The sequence below is a fragment of the Streptomyces sp. NPDC036815 genome, assembly GCF_055609205.1.
In genome coordinates this window covers 39,870-56,750 of record NZ_JBVJPW010000002.1, presented here as the reverse complement: position 1 = coordinate 56,750, position 16,881 = coordinate 39,870, and the positions used below count along the sequence as shown (strand labels likewise).

Sequence of the window (16,881 nt, the reverse complement as noted above, 5' to 3'; positions counted from 1 at the left end):
GCAGTGTGCCCCCGGCAGGATTCGAACCTGCGACACCCGCTTTAGGAGAGCGGTGCTCTATCCCCTGAGCTACGAAGGCGGGGAGCTGTCGGAGAGCTGGTTGAGGGCTTCCGGCAGTTCATTGGCGGCGTGGGCTGGCCCGTGCCACCGCCGACAGTGTAGCGGGTGGAGATTTCGGGAGGTGGGGCTCCCGGTCTGGGTGGGGGGGGGCTCAGTGCGTGGCAGGCCGCCACCCCGCGCGGGAGCTCAGCGCGTGGCCGGTGTCTGTTCTGTCTTCGCGAGGTGGCGGGGGCGGTGGGTGAGGACCAGGGGGGCGTCCTCGGTGATCGCCACCGTGTGTTCCGAGTGGGCCGTGCGGGAGCCGTCCGCCGAGCGGATCGTCCAGCCGTCCTCGTCGTAGATGATCTTGTTCGTGCCGCGGGCGAACCAGGGCTCGATGGCGATCGTCAGGCCGGGGCGCAGCTTCCAGCCGCGGCCCGGGCGGCCGTCGTTGGGGATGTGCAGGTCCTCGTGCATCGTGCGGCCGATGCCGTGGCCGCCGAACTCCAGGTTGACCGGGTAGCCGTACTCCGCCGCCACCGCGCCGATCGCCGCCGAGATGTCGCCGAGGCGGTTGCCCGGCAGGGCTACCTTGATCGCGGAGTCCAGGGCGACCTCCGTGGCCTCGATCAGGCGCACGTCCTCCTCGTCCGGGGTGCCGACGATGACCGTGTGGGCCGAGTCCGCCGACCAGCCGTCGATCGTCACAGCCATGTCCATGGTCAGCACGTCCCCGTCGCGCAGCTTGTAGCTGTGCGGCAGGCCGTGGAGGACCGCGTCGTTGACCGAGAGGCACACCACGTTGCGGAAGGGGCCCTTGCCGAACGAGGGGGCGTAGTCCCAGTAGCAGGACTCCGCGCCGCGTTCCTTGAGCCGACGGCGGGCGTGGTGTTCCAGGTCCATCAGGTCGACCCCGACCGCGGCGAGGTCGCCGAGCTCCTCCAGGACCTCGCCGACGAACCTGCCGGTCACGTGCATGCGCTCGATGTCCCTGGGTGACTTGTGCTCGATCACTGCGATCCTCGATTTCCCCGGAGCGGCCAGTACGTTCGACCGGCATAGTTAGACCGGCATAATTAGACCGGTATATTTATACCAGACGGGGTGGGCGTGAGGTGGTTGCTGCTCGAACTGTGGCGCCCCTACCCTGTTCGCATGGTTCGCCACCCGCTCGCCCCCGAACAGATCGAGGCGGGCCGACGCCTCGGGGCCGCGCTGCGCGCTGCCCGGGCCGGGCGCAGCCCCGTAGACGTGGCCCTCGCGGCGGACATCTCGCCCGAGACGCTCCGTAAGATCGAGACCGGCCGGCTGCCCACGCCCGCGTTCGGCACCGTCGTCCGGCTCAGTGAGGTCCTCGGCGTTCCGCTGGCCGAGCTTGCGCGTGTGTGGCGCGTGGCGCCGACCTCGGCGTCGGCCTCAGCCTCAGCCTCGACTGTGGGCGCGTAGGTCGTCCCTACTCGATCACCAGCTCCACCGGAATGTTGCCGCGCGTCGCCTTGGAGTAGGGGCAGAAAGCGTGCGTCTTCTTCAGGAGTTCCTCGCCCGCGGGGCCCTGCAGGTGGTCCGGAAGCTCGGCCCGCATGACCACGGCCAGGCCGAATCCGCCGTCCGTGTCCTTGCCGATGCTGACCTCGGCCGTCACTGAGACGTCCGTGACGTCGATCTTCTCCTGGCGTGCGATGTTGCCCATCGCGCTGGCGAAGCAGGCCGCGTAACCGGCGGCGAAGAGCTGCTCGGGGTTGGTGCCCTGGCCGTTGCCGCCCAGGGCCGCGGGGAAGCCGAGCTGCAGGTCGATCTGGCCGTCGGAGCTGACGGCGCGGCCCTCGCGGCCGTTGGCGGTGGCCACTGCGGTGTACAGCGCGTCCATGGTGGTCCGGTCCTCTCGTTCGGTGCGGCTGCGTACGAGTCATTCGGTGCGGCTGCGTACGAGGTCGAGTAGAGCACGCTATTTGGTTGTGCGCAACTTAGTTGTGCACAATTGAGTCGGGTGCAGTGGCACCTTGTACTCTGGGGGTATGGACGACGACGTACGGGACGAGGACTTTCTCCGGCTCGACGAGCAGATCTGCTTCTCGCTGCACGCGGCCGCCCGCGCCTTCAACGGCGTCTACCGGACCGCGCTGAAGGACCTGGGGCTGACCTATCCCCAGTACCTGGTGATGCTCGTGCTCTGGGAGCACGGCGAGCTGCCCGTCAAGAAGATCGGGGAGCGGCTGCGGCTGGACTCCGGGACGCTTTCGCCGCTGCTCAAGCGGCTGGAGGCGACCGGGTACGTGGAGCGGCGGCGGAGCGCCGAGGACGAGCGGTCCGTGGCCGTCCGGCTCACCGATGAAGGGGTCGCCCTCCGCGGGAAGGCCCGCGCCGTGCCCCGCGCCATCGCCGAGTCCACCGGGCTCTCCCTCGGTGAGGTACGGGATCTGCGCGCGCGGCTCAACGCGCTGACCGTTGCGCTCGATGGCGGTGGAGGCGGAGGCGGGGGCGGGGGTGGGGGTGGAGACGCGGTCGGCCCTGTCAGGGGCGCGGCTTGTGTCCCTGACAGGGTTGGCTGAGAAGAGGGCGCCTCACGCCTCCGGCGCGAACACCGTCCCCGTCGTCGTGACCACCGCGCACTTGCCCGCCGCCCAGCGCAGCGCCATCGCGTGGTCGTCCGCCGAGAAGTCCGCCACCGCGTCCGCGACCACGAACGCCTGGATGTCCTGCATCCACGCGTCGCACGCCGTCATCAGGACGCCGATGTGGGCGTAGACACCGGTGATGACCAGCTGGTCGCGGCCCTGCTCGCGCATCCGCTCCAGGAGGTCCGTGCGGACGAAGCCGCTGTACTTCCACTTGGTGAGCACCGTCTCGGCGGGCGCCGGGCCGATCTCCGACGCGATCGCCGCCGCGTGCGCGTCGTCGGGCAGGCCCGGGCCCCAGAAGTCCTGCTGGAGCCCGCGCTCGGCGGGGGTCTGGCCGCCGGGCTGCGCGGTGTGCACGACGGGGACGCCGAGCCGGTCCGCCGAGCGCTTCAACTCCGCTACGTGCGACAGGAGTTCGGGTACGGGCGACGCCGTCCGGTCGTACGCCGACAGGAAGTAGTTCTGCAGGTCGTGTACGAGGAGTACGGCGCGGGACGGGTCGACCTTCCAGCCGACGCGGTTCGTCGGCAGCTCGTCGGGCGACGGCATCGGGTAGGGGGTGATGGCGGGGAGGGCCATGGTGGTGGGCGGTCCGTTTCGGGTCGGGTCGGGTCGGGGTGGGGCGGGGTGTGGTGGGGCGGGGTGTGGTGTGGTGCCGGGGGGGGGGCGTAAGGGGCGGGGTTATGCGGCGGGGAGCGTGGGCGGCTGAGGAACCGTCGCTCTCAGGTCCTTCTTGGAGATCTTGCCCACCCCCGTCTGCGGGAAGGTCTTCACGAACTCGACCCGGTCCGGCACCTTGTAGGCCGCCAGGCCCCTCTCGCGCACGAACTTCCTGACGGCGGCGGGCTTCAGCGGTTCGGCCCCCGTCCGCAGGATCACGTACGCGCACGTCCGTTCGCCCAAGTACGCGTCGGGTTCCGCGACCACGTTCGCGTCGTGCACGGACGGGTGCGCGAGGATGTGGTTCTCCACCTCCTCGGCCGCGATCTTCTCGCCGCCCCGGTTGATCTGGTCCTTCGCCCGGCCCTCGACGACGATGTGGCCGGTCTCGGTGACGCGTACGACATCGCCCGTGCGGTAGAAGCCGTCCGCCGTGAAGGAACGCGCGTTGTGCTCGGGCGCCTTCCAGTAGCCGCGGATCGTGTACGGGCCGCGGGTCAGCAGGTGGCCCGTCTCGCCCGGCGGCAGCTCGTTGTCCTCGTCGTCGACCACCCGGATCTCGTCGTCCGGGGAGATCGGCCGGCCCTGCGTGGTGACGATCGTCTCCGGGGAGTCGTCCAGGCGCGTGTAGTTGACCAGGCCCTCCGCCATGCCGAATACCTGCTGCAGCGTGCAGCCGAGCGCGGGCTTCACTCGGCGCGCCGCCTCCTCGCTGAACTTCGCGCCGCCCACCAGGAGCACCTCCAGGCTGCTCAGGTCGTACGCGGTCGACGGTGCCGCCTCCGTCCAGAGCAGGGCGAGCGGCGGGACCAGGCCTGTGATGGTGACCCCCTCGGCCTCGATCAGGGGGAAGGCCACTTCCGGGCTGGGCTGCGGGCAGAGCACGACGCGGGCGCCCGCGTACAGCGCGCCGAGCGAACCCGGCGAGGAGAGCGGGAAGTTGTGGGCCGCGGGCAGGGCCACGAGGTAGACGCTGTTCTCGTCGACCGCGCACAGTTCGTTGGAGCCGCGCAGCGAGTAGATGTAGTCGTCGTGGGTGCGCGGGATCAGCTTCGGGATGCCCGTGCTGCCGCCGGAGAGCTGGAGGAACGCCAGGTCGGAAGGGGTGGGCGGCGGGGGCGGGGGTGGGGTTTCGGTCGGGGCCGTGGCCGCCTCTGACAGGGGTTCGAAGGGGCTCGCGTCGCCCGTTGCTACGAACACGTGCTTCAGCGTGGGGAGTTCGTCCACCAGTTTCGCCGCCAGGCCGCGGTAGTCGAAGCCGCCGAGCTCCTGCGGGATGACGTACGCCACCGCCTCGGTGAACTCGCAGAAGTAGCGGATCTCCGTCTCGCGGTGTGCGGGCAGTGCGAAGACCGGCAGCGCGCCGATGCGGAACAGGGCGAAGATTGTTTCGAAGAACTCCGCGACGTTGGGCAGTTGGACGACCACCTTGTCGCCCTTGCCGATGCCTCGCGCGAGCAGGCCCGCCGCCAGGCGGTCGGCTCGGTGGTCCAGTTCGCCGTACGTCCAGCGGCGTGGCGACGTGCCGCCGGAGCCGGGGTCCACGATCGCCACGCGGTCCGGGTGCTCGGCGGCTCTCTCGCGCAGCATCCCGCCGAACGTCTCGCCCCGCCACCAGCCCGCCGCGCGGTAGCGCTCCGCGAACTCCCGCGGCCACGTGGGCGCGTCCACTACATCCGAAAGGCTCACAGCTCCGCCCCCACAGCGTTCAGGAACGTACGGAACTTCGCGCCCGTCTCCGCCGTTTCCGCCGCCGGGTCCGACGCGGCGACCACGCCCGCGCCCGCGTACAGCCGCAGGCTGCGCTCCTCGGCCTCGGCGCAGCGGATCGTCACGACCCACTCGCCGTCGCCGTTCGCGTCGCCCCAGCCGACCACGCCCGTGAAGAAGCCGCGGTCGAACGGCTCCGTCTCGCGGATCACCTCGCGCGCGGTCGCCGTCGGCGTGCCGCAGACCGCGGGGGTGGGGTGCAGCGCGCAGGCCAGTTCGAGGGCCGAGGTGTCGGACGACGTGAGGGTGCCGGTCACCGTGGTGGACAGGTGCCACATCGTCGCGGTGCGGACGAGCGTGGGGCGGGGTGGCACGGTCAGGTCCGTGCAGAAGGCCGCGAGCGCCTGGTGGACGCCGTCCACCACTACGGAGTGTTCGTGCAGGTCCTTGGCCGATTCCAGGAGCGCGGCCGCGCGGCGCACGTCCTCGGCGAGGTCGTCGCTGCGCGGCGTCGAGCCTGCGAGGGGGTTCGCGACGACCTGCCGGCCGTGGCGCGAGACGAGCAGTTCGGGGCTGGCGCCGATGAGGGTGCGGCCCGGGGCCGTCGGCAGCGCGAAGGTGTAGCCGGAGGGGTCACGGCGGGCCAGGCGCTGGAGCATCGCGGGGAGGTCGAGCGGGGCGGGCGCGGTGAGTTCGAGGGTGCGGGCGAGGACTACCTTGCTGAAGTCGCCGCGCCACATGCGGTCCACGGCGGCGGCCACGCCTGCGCCGTACTCCTCGGGGGAGGGCACCGGGCGGAGCTGCCAGCCGGCGGGGTCCGGGGTTTCCGTGGGCAGCGCGATCAGGGGGTCCGCGGCGAGCGGGGGTGCGGTGCGCAGGGTTTCGGGGACGGTGAGTGCGGCGGGCGCCGTGTGGTCGAAGGGGACCGCGCCGATGACGTACGGCTCGTTGATTCCGGCGCGGCTCGCCTCGGCCAGGGCGGCGGCTACGCGGGTCGGCAACGGTCTCTCGTCGTGGGGTACTTCGGCGTGCGTGCCGGTGGTGAGCAGCGTGCGGGTCGGGGTGGCCAGGAAGCGCTCCCCGGGGGTGTAGGCGGCGAGGAGCGCGGTGGCCGCTCCTACGACAGGGTGGGCCTGCTCGGCCGTCGTGACGTGAGGGGCGACCTCGGGTGCCGTCGACACGGGGGCTCCAATTCTCAGGTGGGGCTTGGGCGGGAGGGGCGGAAGGGGGGCTCGGGGTGGGTGCTCAGTGGTGGTGGGGCGCGTGAAGGGAGGGTGGGGCGTTGCGGTGCGTTGGCGGCGTGCGGTGTTCTTGGGCCGGGGTGTGGTGGGGGCGGGGCCGCGGTGGGTATGTGCGTACTCGCTATCCCTGCGTCACGTCGTGCGGACAACGGCGGCACAGTGTGCTCGGTGCTCCGTTCGCACATACCCCCCACGGCCCCTCGCGCGCGCTTCCCCCTGCGGGTCCGTGCGTGTCAGCGCAGGGTTGCGCCGCCGTCGACGTACAGCTCCTGCAACGTGATGTGCCTGGCACGGTCCGACGCGAGGAACAGCACCGCGTCGGCGATGTCCTGCGGGGCGGCCATGCGGCCTAGGGGGATGCCCGTGCGGTACGTCCGCAGGTCGCCGTCGAGGACGCCGGGCGGGGCCTCGGGCGCCGAGTCGTCGGGCCAGAGCGAGCGTTGCATCGCGGTGTCGGTGGTGCCGGGTGCCACGACGTTGCAGCGCACGCCGCTGCGGGCGATCTCCAGGCCCAGGCACTTGGTGAACGCCGCGGCCGCGGCTTTGGACGCGGCGTACGCGGCCATGCCGGTACGGGGGATGCCGGCGGCGTTGGAGCCGACGGTGATGATGCAGCCGGAGCCGCGTGCCGTCATGTGGGAGGCGGCGGCGCGCGAGGTGTGGAAGACGCCCGTGGCGTTCACGGCGAAGGTGTCGGCCCAGTCGGCGTCGGTCAGTTGGGCCACGGCGGAGCTGCGGAGGATGCCCGCCACGTTCACGAGGAGGTCGAGGGCGCCGTGGTCGCGGATGGTGTCGGAGACGACGGCGTTCACCGTGTCGGCGTCGGTGACGTCCATGACGCGGGGGGTGATCGTGCCGGGGGCTGTTCGTGACGCGGCGGCCAGTTCGTCGATGCCGTGCGCGTCGCGGTCGGTGGCGACCACGTGCGCGCCCCGGGCGGCGAGCGCGGCGGCGACCGCGGCACCGATGCCCTGGCCCGCGCCGGTCACCAGAGCCGTCCGCCCGGCGAACTCGCCCTCGGCGGCGTGCGACTCGTTCGGTGTGTGCTCTGGCATGGTGTGAGCGACCTCCCCCAACTTTTTAGGTAAGCCTAACCTAACGTACGACCTCTCCGTAGAGGTTGCCACCCGGCCGGGAAAGGTCTGGGGCGGTCCGCCGTTCGTGTGTTACCTTGCGATGAGTGCGTGTGTGACGCCCCCTCCTTTTTCGGTGGGCGCCCGTGCTTCCCTCTCCCCGGTTCTCCGGGGGCTTGGTGGGCCGTGAGCCGCTCAGGTTGCTCAGGCCTTCTTCTCACTGCTTCGCAGTAGTTGCTTCGCCGTAGTTGCTTCGCGGTAGTTGCTTTGCGGTAGCTCTTGCAGCAGTTCTCCTTTCCGCCGGCGTACGGGGTGTGGTTTTGCCGCCCCGTCAGGTTGCCGGTCCTCTTCTGTCGCGTGTCCGCGAAAGGGTCAATTCGTCATGAGTCTCACCATTACTGAAACTGAAACTGGAACCGGGGTCGCTGGGGCTTCCGGTGCAACTGGGGCTGCCTGTGCGGGCGTTCTCGACCTCGGGCGGGAGGGGCGTGGGTTCCTGCGTGGGGGCGTCGGCGTCGTCGGGCTCCGTGACGTGCAGGTTTCCGCTGATCTCGTTCGTCAACTCGGGCTGCGCGCCGGGGACTTCGTCGAAGGTGTTTGCGGGCGGGGGCGGATGCTTGGGCAGGTCCAGCGCGTCAACGGGCGGGCCGTCGAAATGCTGCGGGGGCGGCGGCGGTTCGGGGATCTCACCCCGTTGCATCCTCGCGAACGGCTTCGGCTGGAGACCGCCGACGGGCCCGCCGCCACCCGTCTTGTCGACCTCGTCGCGCCCGTCGGCAAGGGGCAGCGCGGGCTGATCGTCGCCCCGCCGCGGACCGGCAAAACTGTGTTGCTTCAGCAGATCGCCGCTGCCGTCGCCCAGAACCACCCCGAGTGCCACCTCATGGTCGTCCTCCTCGACGAGCGGCCCGAGGAGGTCACCGACATGCGGCGTTCGGTCCGTGGTGAGGTGCTCGCGTCGACCTTCGACCGGCCCGCCAAGGAGCACATCGCCCTCGCCGAACTCGCCGTCGAGCGCGCCAAGCGCATGGTCGAGGACGGGAAGGACGTGGTGATGCTCTTCGACTCGCTCACCCGGCTGTGCCGCGCGTTCAACAACGCCGCCACCGGCAGTGGGCGCACCCTCAGTGGTGGCGTCGACGCCGCCGCCGTGCAGGGGCCCAAGCGGATCTTCGGGGCCGCGCGCCTCGCCGAGGAAGGCGGTTCCCTGACCATGCTCGCGACCGTTCTCGTCGAGACCGGATCGCGCGCCGACGATTATTACTTCGAGGAGTTGAAGAGCACCGGGAACATGGAACTGCGGCTCGACCGCTCTCTCGCCGACCGGCGCGTCTTCCCGGCCGTGGATGTCACCCCCTCCGGCACCCGGCGCGAGGAACTGCTGGTGCCCGGAGCCGAGTTGACCGCCCTGCGCGGGCTGCGGCGGGCCCTGCACGGCAGGGACGGGCAGGGGTCCCTGGAGACGCTGCTCGACCGGATCAGGAAGACTCCCAGCAATGCGGCCTTCCTGCGGCAGATCCGGCAGACCGTGCCGGGGGCCCACTCGGGCGGGGACGCTACGGCCGCGTGACGTGTACGCGGTACTGGCCCTCGTCGGTCACTCCCGCCACCGTCACCCGTACCCCTGTCTTGCTGTCGGTGAAGGTCTCGCCGACGCCGTAGGGGGCGTCGGACAGTTCCGCGTGGACGTTGGGGCGGCGTGTGCAGCCGCCGCTGTCGGGCGCCGCGTCGGAGACCGTTATCGGGCCGTGGCCGGTGTCGACGTCCGCGTCCACCCGGTAGACCAGGACACCCGGCTTGCACACCGCCTCGTCGTTGCCTGCCTGGGTGCGGACCTCGATGGCGTACCCCGTCTTCTCGGTCAGCGGGGCGAAGGCCAGCTTCGTGCCGCCGGGGCCCGCCAGCGGGGTCAGGACGTGCTCGGTCGTGCCGGGTTTCGCGGCGCAGCCGATCTGGTCGTCGTCGAGCCAGCCCAGCTTCCACTTGTGCCAGGCCAGCAGGTCGTTGTTGGCGCCCCAGTCCTCGCTCATGATGTCCCAGTGGCCCGCCGCGCCGCCGCCCTCCTGTGTATAGAGGTCGGGCAGGCCGAAGACGTGGCCGTTCTCGTGGGGGAGTACGCGGTAGCCGGTCTCGTGGTAGCTGCCGGAGCCGTCGTCCTGGCGGCTGTAGACGAAGGACGCGTTGGAGACCGGGACGCCGTCGGCGACCGGCGCCTCGTGGTTGCCCGCGAAGGTCACCGACAGGACGGTGTCGAGGGCGGAGGGGCCCGCGTTCGGGGTGATCAGGATGTTCACGAGGTCGTACGAGCGGAAGTCCACGTCCGGGTCGGCGGCCGCGACGATGTCCTGGACGAGCGTGCGGTAGCCGGGGTCGAAGGGGGCGCCGCGTTCTATGCCGTACTCCGCGAACGACTTGGGCATCCGCAGCCAGTCGGGGAGCGGGGTCTCGGGGCGGTAGTCGAGGCGGCCGTACGAACTGGTCCTGAACCAGTCGGTGGTCTGCGGGAAGAACTCCGCGAGGCGGTCCTTGGCGCTGCCCTGACCGGGGGCGTCAGTGAAGTCGATCATCAGGTTCAGGGCGCGGACGGTGCCGGTGGAGCGGGCGTAGCCGGGCGGTGTCGGCATGCCCTCCGACATCTGCACGCCCATCGTGCCGCTGATCATGCAGGGGCTGAGGGCGCTGCTCCTGGCCAGGGAGACCGGTCCCGCCGCGCTGCGCGAGTCCGCGGCCAGGCGTCCGGTGCTCGCCGACGTGGTGACCGCCAGGGCGAGCGCCGCCACGGAGACGAGGGCGACGCTGCGTCGGGCCGGGCGTATCTGCATCCAGGTCGGCTGCTGCATGCATGGCCCTCCGCTCCGCGGCAGCCGCCGGTCCTGGCTGCACCCTGTCCGATCACCCTGTGCCGGGGGGTGCGCGGGCGCTCGCTGGGCGGGCCCGATCGTGGGTTTTTCGGGGCTTGTGGTGTGACGCAGGTCACATGTGGTGGTGAAATATCCGGGGACTCTCTCCCCGTTTAGAAGGGTGTTCGCGCGAAACGGGGAGAGACTCCCCGGATCACCGGAGCCGAGCACCACACCGTCGGGGCCCCGCGCCCCCTGTGAACCGAGGAGCAGCCGTGGACACCGCCACCGCCCCGCAGCGCCGAGCCGCCCGCCCGCGGGCCGATGCCCTGCGCAACCGGGAGCGGATCGTCGCCGCCGCACGCGAGATGTTCGTGGAGCACGGGGCGGACGTGCCCCTCGACGAGGTCGCGCGCCGGGCCGGTGTCGGCAACGCCACGGTCTACCGTCACTTCGCCGACCGCGGCGAACTCGTCCGCCAGGTCGTCCGCACCGTCATGGAGCGCGTCGCGGCCCTCGCCGAACAGGGCATCGCGACGGCGGACGCCGCCGAGGGCGCCGCGTTCGGGGCGTTGCGCACCTTCGTGCACGCCGCCGCCGAGGAGCGGATCGGCGCCATGTGCCCGATGCTCTCGCCCGAGTTCGACCCCTTCCACCCCGACCTGCTCGACGCCCGTGAGCAGCTCGAACTGTCCATCGAAGGCCTCATGGAGCGGGCCCGTGCGGCCGGGCAGCTGCGCACCGACATCGCCGTCGGAGACCTGATGGTCGCCCTCTCCCAGCTCACCCGGCCGCTGCCGGGTACGGCCTGCCCGAGCATGGACGGCTTCATCCACCGTCATCTGCAACTCTTCCTCGATGGCCTGATGGCTCCCGCACGGTCCGAGCTCCCGGGGGAAGCCGCGACTCTGGAGGACCTCCGACAGGACCACTGACAGGACCATCGACGCCTCTTGTCTTCCGGCCGGTCTCGCACAGGCCGTTCTTCTTGCACACTCCGTACCGCTAGGTGGCTACTCCCTATGTCTGACACTGCCCTCAAGCCCACTTCGGGGCCTGACTCCAACCGTTGGAGAGCGCTGGTCTTCATCGCTCTCGCCCAGCTGATGGTCGTGCTCGACGCGACCATCGTGAACATCGCGCTGCCCTCCGCCCAGCAGGACCTCGGCATATCCGACGGCAACCGCCAGTGGGTCATCACGGCCTACGCGCTCGCCTTCGGCGGACTGCTGCTCTTCGGCGGCCGCATCGCCGACCTGTGGGGCCGCAAGCGCACCTTCGTGACCGGCCTGATCGGCTTCGCCGCGGCCTCCGCGCTCGGTGGCGCCGCCACCGGCGAGGTCATGATGCTGGGCGCCCGCGCCCTGCAGGGCGTCTTCGGCGCGCTGCTCGCGCCCGCCGCTCTCTCGCTGCTCGCGGTGATGTTCACCGACGCCAAGGAGCGCGCCAAGGCCTTCGGCATCTACGGCGCGATCGCCGGTGGCGGCGGCGCCGTCGGCCTGGTCCTCGGCGGCTTCCTCACCGAGTACCTGAACTGGCGCTGGACCTTCTTCGTGAACGTCCCGTTCGCGGTGATCGCCGCCCTCGGCGCGTACTTCGTCATCCGTGAGCCGGCCGGCGGCCGCAACCGTTCGCCGCTCGACATCCCGGGCGTGGTCCTGTCCACCCTCGGCCTGGTCGCGCTCGTCTACGGCTTCACCCGCGCCGAGTCCGCGGGCTGGTCGGACGGCGTGACCGTGACGATGTTCGTCGCGTCCGTCGTGCTGCTCGCCGCGTTCGTCCGCACCGAGGCCAAGGTCAAGTCGCCGCTGCTGCCGCTGCGCGTCCTGACCGAGCGCAACCGCGGCGGTGTCTACCTGTCGCTGGGTCTCGCCGTCATCGCGCTGTTCGGCCTGTTCCTGTTCCTCACGTACTACCTGCAGGTCGTGAAGGGCTACTCGCCGGTCAAGACCGGCTTCGCCTTCCTGCCGATGATGGTCGGCATGATCACGGGCTCCACGCAGATCGGCGCCCGCCTCATGACCCGCGTCCCGCCGCGGCTGCTGATGGCTCCGGGCTTCCTGCTCGCCGCCCTCGGCATGCTGCTCCTGACGCAGATGGAGATCGGCAGCTCGTATGCCGGTCTGATCCTGCCCGCGCAGCTGATGCTGGGTCTGGGCATGGGTACGGCGTTCATGCCCGCCATGTCGCTGGCCACGCACGGCGTCGAGGCCCGTGACGCCGGTGTCGCCTCTGCGATGGTCAACACCTCGCAGCAGGTCGGCGGCGCCATCGGCACGGCCCTCCTGAACACGATCGCCGCCTCGGCGACGACCGCGTACCTCACGGACCACGCGGCCGGCGCGACCAACGCGCAGCTCCTCCAGGCGCAGGCCATGGTCGAGGGCTACACCAGCGCGATCTGGTGGGCGGTCGGCATCCTGGCGGTCTCCGCGGTGATCGCGGCGACGTTCATCACCACCGGCGCCCAGGGCGGCAGCGCCTCGGCCTCCTCGGAGGACGGCGTCGAGGACGAGATCAAGGTGCCGGTGCTGGCGCACTGATGCTGTTCAGGGGTGCCTCTCCACGGCGGAGACCCTAGCGGAGCCAGGGGAGGTCCGCCCCGGCCTCCTTCGGCTGGAGTCCCTCGGCGACGATCGTCATGATCTCGCCGAGGGACTTCTGCTGTTCGGGGGTGAGCCGGTCGAAGAGGGCCTGGCGGACGGCGGTGACATGGCCGGGAGCCGTCCTGCGCAGTACCTCGAAACCCTCGTCCGTGAGGATCGCCAGCTGCCCGCGCTTGTCGGAGGGACAGTCCTCGCGACGCACCCAGCCGCTCTTCTCCAGGCGCGCGACCGCGTGCGAGAGGCGGGACCGGGTGATCTTCATCGTCTTGGCCAGCTCGGTCATCCGCAGGCGCCGCCGGGGCGCGTCGGACAGCTGGACCAATATGCCGTAGTACATGTGCGGCATGCCCGCGTCGCGCTGCAACTGGCGGTCGAGGAAGTCGTCGAGAAGCGTGGTCGCCTGGAGGTAGGAGCGCCAGACGCGCTGCTCGTCGCCGTCCAGCCAGCGCGGGTCGTCGGCCGGGGGAGGGGTCGCTGCCGTATCCATGTACCCCACTGTACGAGGTCGTTCCTTGAACTTTGAACAAACCCTGCGTACGCTCGGACCGTAGAGCTTGAGCTTTCAAGTACTTGGTCCCGTTCGGAGGTGCGCGATGTCCCGCATGCCCGCCCTGTATCTCAGCCACGGCGCCCCGCCCCTCGCCGACGACCCGGTCTGGCCCGGCGAGCTGGCCGCCTGGTCCGCGGGGCTGCCGCGCCCGAAGGCGATCCTCATGGTCTCCGCCCACTGGGAGGAGGCGCCGCTCGCCCTGTCCGCCACCGAGACGCTGCCGCTCGTGTACGACTTCTGGGGCTTCCCCGAGCACTACTACCGGGTGACGTACGCGGCCCCCGGCGCACCCGAACTCGCCGCTTCCGTACGGGCGTTGCTGCGCGCGCCCGGCACGCCCGTGCAGGACGTGCCGGACCGCGGGCTCGACCACGGCGCGTACGTGCCGCTCGTGGAGATGTACCCGGACGCCGACGTCCCCGTCCTGCAGATCTCCCTGCCGACCCTCGACCCGCGCCGCCTCATGGACATCGGGCGCAAGCTGGCGCCGCTGCGCGACGAGGGCGTGCTGATCGTCGGCAGCGGCTTCTTCACGCACAACCTGGCGGCGCTGCGGCAGGGCGGCGTCCCCTCCTGGTCGGCGGAGTTCGACGCCTGGGGGCACGAGGCCCTGGAGGCGGGCGACGTGGACGCGCTGCTCGACTTCGGGCACAAGTCCCCGGCCGGGCAGCTCGCCCACCCGCGCACCGAGCACTTCGCACCGCTCTTCGTGACGCTCGGCGCGGCCGAGGCCGCGGGGGACCTCGGCGGGCAGCGCAGCGTGATCGACGGGTTCTGGATGGGGCTCGCGAAGAGGTCGGTGCAGTTCGGGTGACGCGGGTCGGGCGAGGGGATCGCTTCGGACGGGCGGTTCGCTTCGGACGGGCGGTTCGCTTCAGGCGAGCGGTTCGCTGAGTTCCATCGCGCGCAGGGCCGCCGCCAGGGCCTGTTCATCGCCGACGTCAAGGGCCGTGTCCGTCAGCTTGATGACGTGCTCGTCGCCGTGCGCGAGGGCCCGCTCGAAGACCTCTTCGGCGGTGTACGTGCCGGGAGCGGTGTACGCCACCGGCTCGTCCGGCGCGTACATGGCGGTGACCGCCGCCGACGCGGTCCACGCGGCGTGCAGGCTCGGCACCCACAGGGTGCGGGGGAGCGCGGGCAGGGCGCGCAGCACGGCGTTGGGCGCGGTCGCCACGTGCACCAGCATCGTCTCCTCGCCGTGGCCGTGCGTGGCGTACCGGTGGGTGGCCGCCCGCACCAGCTCGGTCAGCCCGCGCCGCGCCTCTTCGGGGTCCGTCACGGTGGCGCCCCACCGCGGCAGGGCGCCGACCCGTCCGAGCCGTTCGGGGAAGCTGCCCGCCGTACGTCCGTCGATCGGCGGCACCGCTTCCAGGGCGTCCGCCGCGCTCAGGGCGCCCGGCAGCGGGGCGATGCCGGTGACGGGGCGGTGCCGGGCGGCCCAGTAGCCGAGGCCGTGCGCGAGCTCGGCGAGGCGGGGCGCGGTGTCGCCGCCCTCCGCCAGGGCGCGCACGGCGTGGCCCACCCTGATCACCGGGTGCGTGGAGCCGCCGTACAGGCCGGGGAGCAGGCGCGGCCACCACTCGGCGAGCACGTCGCGCCAGGGGCGTTCCCCGGTCTCCCGGCGGAAGTGGGCGATCCAGTCCGCGGCGCGGCGCGGGTCGCCCAGCGCGGCGGGCCAGTTCTCCTCGGTGACCGGCTCGACCGAGGAGGGAAACTCCTCCAGTTTGGGGGCGTAGAGATCGAGCCAGCGGTGGACGGCGCCCGCCTGCCCGCGCGCGGCGAGTGCCTCGACGGCCATCGGCGCGTGATTGGTGAGGCGGCCGAGCCGCTCGGGTCCGGCGGCGTGCAGCCGCTCGAGGGCTTCGTCGAGGGTGCCCGATGTGCCGCCCGTCGTAGCGCCCGTCGTGGCGCCTGCGCCTGTGTCGTTCATGGGGGGACCGTAGGCCGCTGACCTGCGGGCGGGGAACGGTCTCGGGGCCTAGGTCCGGGGGCCGAGGGGCGGCTCGTACCCCACTTCGGTCGGGAAGGGACGTCGGCAGGGGCTGCCGGAAAGGGCTGTTTCGAAGGAGTACTCGTCGCGTAACCGAGCACACGATCAGGGTGAGGGCCGGAATCGCGCCGGTGAGCAACCAACGGGCGGTGCGGGCCGTCTTCAGGGGCGGGAGAGCAGCCAAGGGCGGCGCTCTTCCGGGCGGAGGACGACGGCGTCGAAGGTGACGGCCGTCTCTCGCACGAAGTGGTGGCAGCGGTCCTTCAGGGCTTCGAGGTCGGCCTCGACACCCGGCTTGACCTGGATCTCTGCACCCTCCGACACCATCCGGCCGCCCTGCGTGGCCGCACAGGGTACTGCACCGTCAGGAAAAAAGATGGTCGGCTTGGGAATTCTGTCCGGATTCCAGTCGTTGTTTCCATCGGATGCAGGGCACCCGAGGGTGTGCCATCCACCACAGAGGCCCCACACATGGGCCGACCAGGACAACCACATCGCAAGGGAGCACGCATGGCAACCCGTGCCGTCGCCCGTCGTAAGTCCGCCTCCGGCGGAAGCGACGCGGCGCGCAGTGTTCGCGCCGTAGGCGGGGAGATCGCCGACCGCGACCTGGTCGGCATGTACCTCGACGAGATCGCGCGTACGCCACTGCTCGACGCCGCCAAGGAAGTGGAGCTCTCCCAGGTCATCGAGGCGGGGGTGTACGCCAGGAAGATCCTGGACGGCGAGGTCGAGGACAGCAAGGTCACCGCGGGCCGCGAGGAGCTCGAAGCGCTCGTCGCCGACGGCGAGCGGGCCAAGGACGTCTTCATCCGCTCGAACCTCCGCCTGGTCGTCGCGGTGGCCCGCCGCTATCCGCGCAGCGGCCTGCCCCTCCTCGACCTGATCCAGGAGGGCAACGCGGGCCTGGTCCGCGCCGTCGAGAAGTTCGACTACGCCAAGGGCTTCAAGTTCTCCACGTACGCCACGTGGTGGATCCGCCAGGCCATCACCCGCTCCATAGCCGACCAGTCCCGCACCATCCGCCTCCCCGTCCACCTGGTGGAGGAGCTGGGCCGGATCCGCCGCGTGCAGCGCGAGTTCAACCGGGAGAACGGCCGGGAGCCGGAGCCCGCGGAGATCGCCAAGGAGCTCTCCTCGACGCCCGAGCGCGTCACGGACGTCCTGGACTGGGCACGCGACCCCGTCTCGCTGAACATGGGCGTGGACGACGACGGCGACACCCAGTTCGGCGACCTCCTGGAGGACACCTCCGCGGTCTCGCCCGAGCAGTCCGTCCTCTCCCTGCTGCGCAGCGAGGAGCTCGACGACCTGATAGGCCGCCTCGACCAGCGCACGGCCTCCATCATCAAGATGCGGTACGGCATCGACGACGGCCGGGAGCGGACGCTGACGGAGGTCGGCAAGGAGCACGGGCTGACCCGCGAGCGCATCCGGCAGATCGAGAAGCACGCGCTGCTCGAACTGAAGAAGCTGGCACGGGACACGGGCTTCGACGCGGCGGCCTAGGGCGGCCCGCTCAACGGGGCACGGGGTTGGGGTACCGCCCGCTGT

At 71.2% G+C, this 16,881-nt stretch carries 17 protein-coding genes and 1 tRNA gene; 7 read left to right on the top strand and 11 right to left on the bottom strand.

The features are described from left to right. Window positions 1-6: 6 nt before the first annotated feature. Both ACZ69I_RS06405 and map read right to left on the bottom strand, forming a co-directional pair. Window positions 7-79: transfer RNA gene (locus tag ACZ69I_RS06405), tRNA-Arg, on the bottom strand. A gap of 167 nt (window positions 80-246) precedes the next feature. Continuing rightward, complete coding sequence (gene map / locus ACZ69I_RS06400; protein WP_470830709.1) at window positions 247-1,053, bottom strand: type I methionyl aminopeptidase; 807 nt, start codon at window positions 1,051-1,053, stop codon at window positions 247-249. A 141-nt stretch (window positions 1,054-1,194) separates the two neighbouring features. Between map and ACZ69I_RS06395 the strand changes: the two genes are divergently transcribed. Beyond that, on the top strand, window positions 1,195-1,485 hold the full coding sequence (locus ACZ69I_RS06395; RefSeq protein WP_470830708.1) for a helix-turn-helix domain-containing protein: 291 nt from the start codon (window positions 1,195-1,197) through the stop codon (window positions 1,483-1,485). A 7-nt stretch (window positions 1,486-1,492) separates the two neighbouring features. Here ACZ69I_RS06395 and ACZ69I_RS06390 read toward each other — a convergent pair whose 3' ends face one another. Then, complete coding sequence (locus ACZ69I_RS06390) at window positions 1,493-1,906, bottom strand: organic hydroperoxide resistance protein (protein WP_470830707.1); 414 nt, start codon at window positions 1,904-1,906, stop codon at window positions 1,493-1,495. Window positions 1,907-2,054: 148 nt separating this feature from the next. Between ACZ69I_RS06390 and ACZ69I_RS06385 the strand changes: the two genes are divergently transcribed. Continuing rightward, window positions 2,055-2,588 carry a MarR family winged helix-turn-helix transcriptional regulator gene (locus tag ACZ69I_RS06385; RefSeq protein ID WP_470830706.1) on the top strand — a complete coding sequence of 178 codons (534 nt, stop codon included), beginning with the start codon at window positions 2,055-2,057 and terminating at the stop codon, window positions 2,586-2,588. Between the two features lie 12 nt (window positions 2,589-2,600). Here ACZ69I_RS06385 and ACZ69I_RS06380 read toward each other — a convergent pair whose 3' ends face one another. The 4 genes from ACZ69I_RS06380 to ACZ69I_RS06365 form a co-directional block, all read right to left on the bottom strand. Then, window positions 2,601-3,236 (bottom strand): isochorismatase family protein, encoded by a 636-nt coding sequence (locus tag ACZ69I_RS06380; RefSeq protein ID WP_470830705.1) that lies wholly within the window; start codon window positions 3,234-3,236, stop codon window positions 2,601-2,603. Window positions 3,237-3,338: 102 nt separating this feature from the next. Then, window positions 3,339-4,988: a (2,3-dihydroxybenzoyl)adenylate synthase gene (locus ACZ69I_RS06375; RefSeq protein ID WP_470830704.1), complete on the bottom strand. Its 1,650-nt coding sequence runs from the start codon at window positions 4,986-4,988 to the stop codon at window positions 3,339-3,341. Between the two features lie 14 nt (window positions 4,989-5,002). Continuing rightward, window positions 5,003-6,208 carry an isochorismate synthase DhbC gene (gene dhbC / locus ACZ69I_RS06370; RefSeq protein WP_470830703.1) on the bottom strand — a complete coding sequence of 402 codons (1,206 nt, stop codon included), beginning with the start codon at window positions 6,206-6,208 and terminating at the stop codon, window positions 5,003-5,005. Between the two features lie 293 nt (window positions 6,209-6,501). Next, window positions 6,502-7,323 carry a 2,3-dihydro-2,3-dihydroxybenzoate dehydrogenase gene (locus tag ACZ69I_RS06365; RefSeq protein WP_470830702.1) on the bottom strand — a complete coding sequence of 274 codons (822 nt, stop codon included), beginning with the start codon at window positions 7,321-7,323 and terminating at the stop codon, window positions 6,502-6,504. Between the two features lie 400 nt (window positions 7,324-7,723). Here ACZ69I_RS06365 and rho point away from each other — a divergent pair, with 400 nt between their 5' ends. Further along, window positions 7,724-8,911 (top strand): transcription termination factor Rho, encoded by a 1,188-nt coding sequence (rho, locus tag ACZ69I_RS06360; protein ID WP_470830701.1) that lies wholly within the window; start codon window positions 7,724-7,726, stop codon window positions 8,909-8,911. Here the strand turns inward: rho and ACZ69I_RS06355 are convergent. Then, a complete protein-coding gene (locus tag ACZ69I_RS06355; RefSeq protein ID WP_470831062.1) occupies window positions 8,898-10,163 on the bottom strand; it encodes a M6 family metalloprotease domain-containing protein in 1,266 nt (421 codons plus the stop codon). The genes rho and ACZ69I_RS06355 overlap by 14 nt on opposite strands. A 293-nt stretch (window positions 10,164-10,456) precedes the next feature. On the opposite strand from ACZ69I_RS06355, the gene ACZ69I_RS06350 reads away from it, so the two are divergent. Continuing rightward, a complete protein-coding gene (locus ACZ69I_RS06350) occupies window positions 10,457-11,116 on the top strand; it encodes a TetR/AcrR family transcriptional regulator (protein ID WP_470830700.1) in 660 nt (219 codons plus the stop codon). 87 nt (window positions 11,117-11,203) lie between these two features. Then, on the top strand, window positions 11,204-12,724 hold the full coding sequence (locus ACZ69I_RS06345) for an MFS transporter (RefSeq protein ID WP_470830699.1): 1,521 nt from the start codon (window positions 11,204-11,206) through the stop codon (window positions 12,722-12,724). A gap of 34 nt (window positions 12,725-12,758) precedes the next feature. Here the strand turns inward: ACZ69I_RS06345 and ACZ69I_RS06340 are convergent, their stop codons facing one another. Next, a complete protein-coding gene (locus ACZ69I_RS06340) occupies window positions 12,759-13,274 on the bottom strand; it encodes a MarR family winged helix-turn-helix transcriptional regulator (protein ID WP_470830698.1) in 516 nt (171 codons plus the stop codon). Between the two features lie 106 nt (window positions 13,275-13,380). Between ACZ69I_RS06340 and ACZ69I_RS06335 the strand changes: the two genes are divergently transcribed. Next, window positions 13,381-14,151, top strand: coding sequence for a dioxygenase family protein (locus tag ACZ69I_RS06335; RefSeq protein ID WP_470830697.1), 771 nt, complete (start codon window positions 13,381-13,383; stop codon window positions 14,149-14,151). 60 nt (window positions 14,152-14,211) lie between these two features. Here ACZ69I_RS06335 and ACZ69I_RS06330 read toward each other — a convergent pair whose 3' ends face one another. Next, entirely contained in the window at window positions 14,212-15,267 is a 1,056-nt protein-coding gene (locus tag ACZ69I_RS06330) for a questin oxidase family protein (protein ID WP_470830696.1), read from the bottom strand. Window positions 15,268-15,489: 222 nt separating this feature from the next. Next, window positions 15,490-15,654 (bottom strand): hypothetical protein, encoded by a 165-nt coding sequence (locus tag ACZ69I_RS06325; protein WP_467672419.1) that lies wholly within the window; start codon window positions 15,652-15,654, stop codon window positions 15,490-15,492. A gap of 183 nt (window positions 15,655-15,837) precedes the next feature. Between ACZ69I_RS06325 and ACZ69I_RS06320 the strand changes: the two genes are divergently transcribed. Beyond that, window positions 15,838-16,836: a sigma-70 family RNA polymerase sigma factor gene (locus tag ACZ69I_RS06320; RefSeq protein WP_467672417.1), complete on the top strand. Its 999-nt coding sequence runs from the start codon at window positions 15,838-15,840 to the stop codon at window positions 16,834-16,836. Window positions 16,837-16,881: the final 45 nt, after the last annotated feature.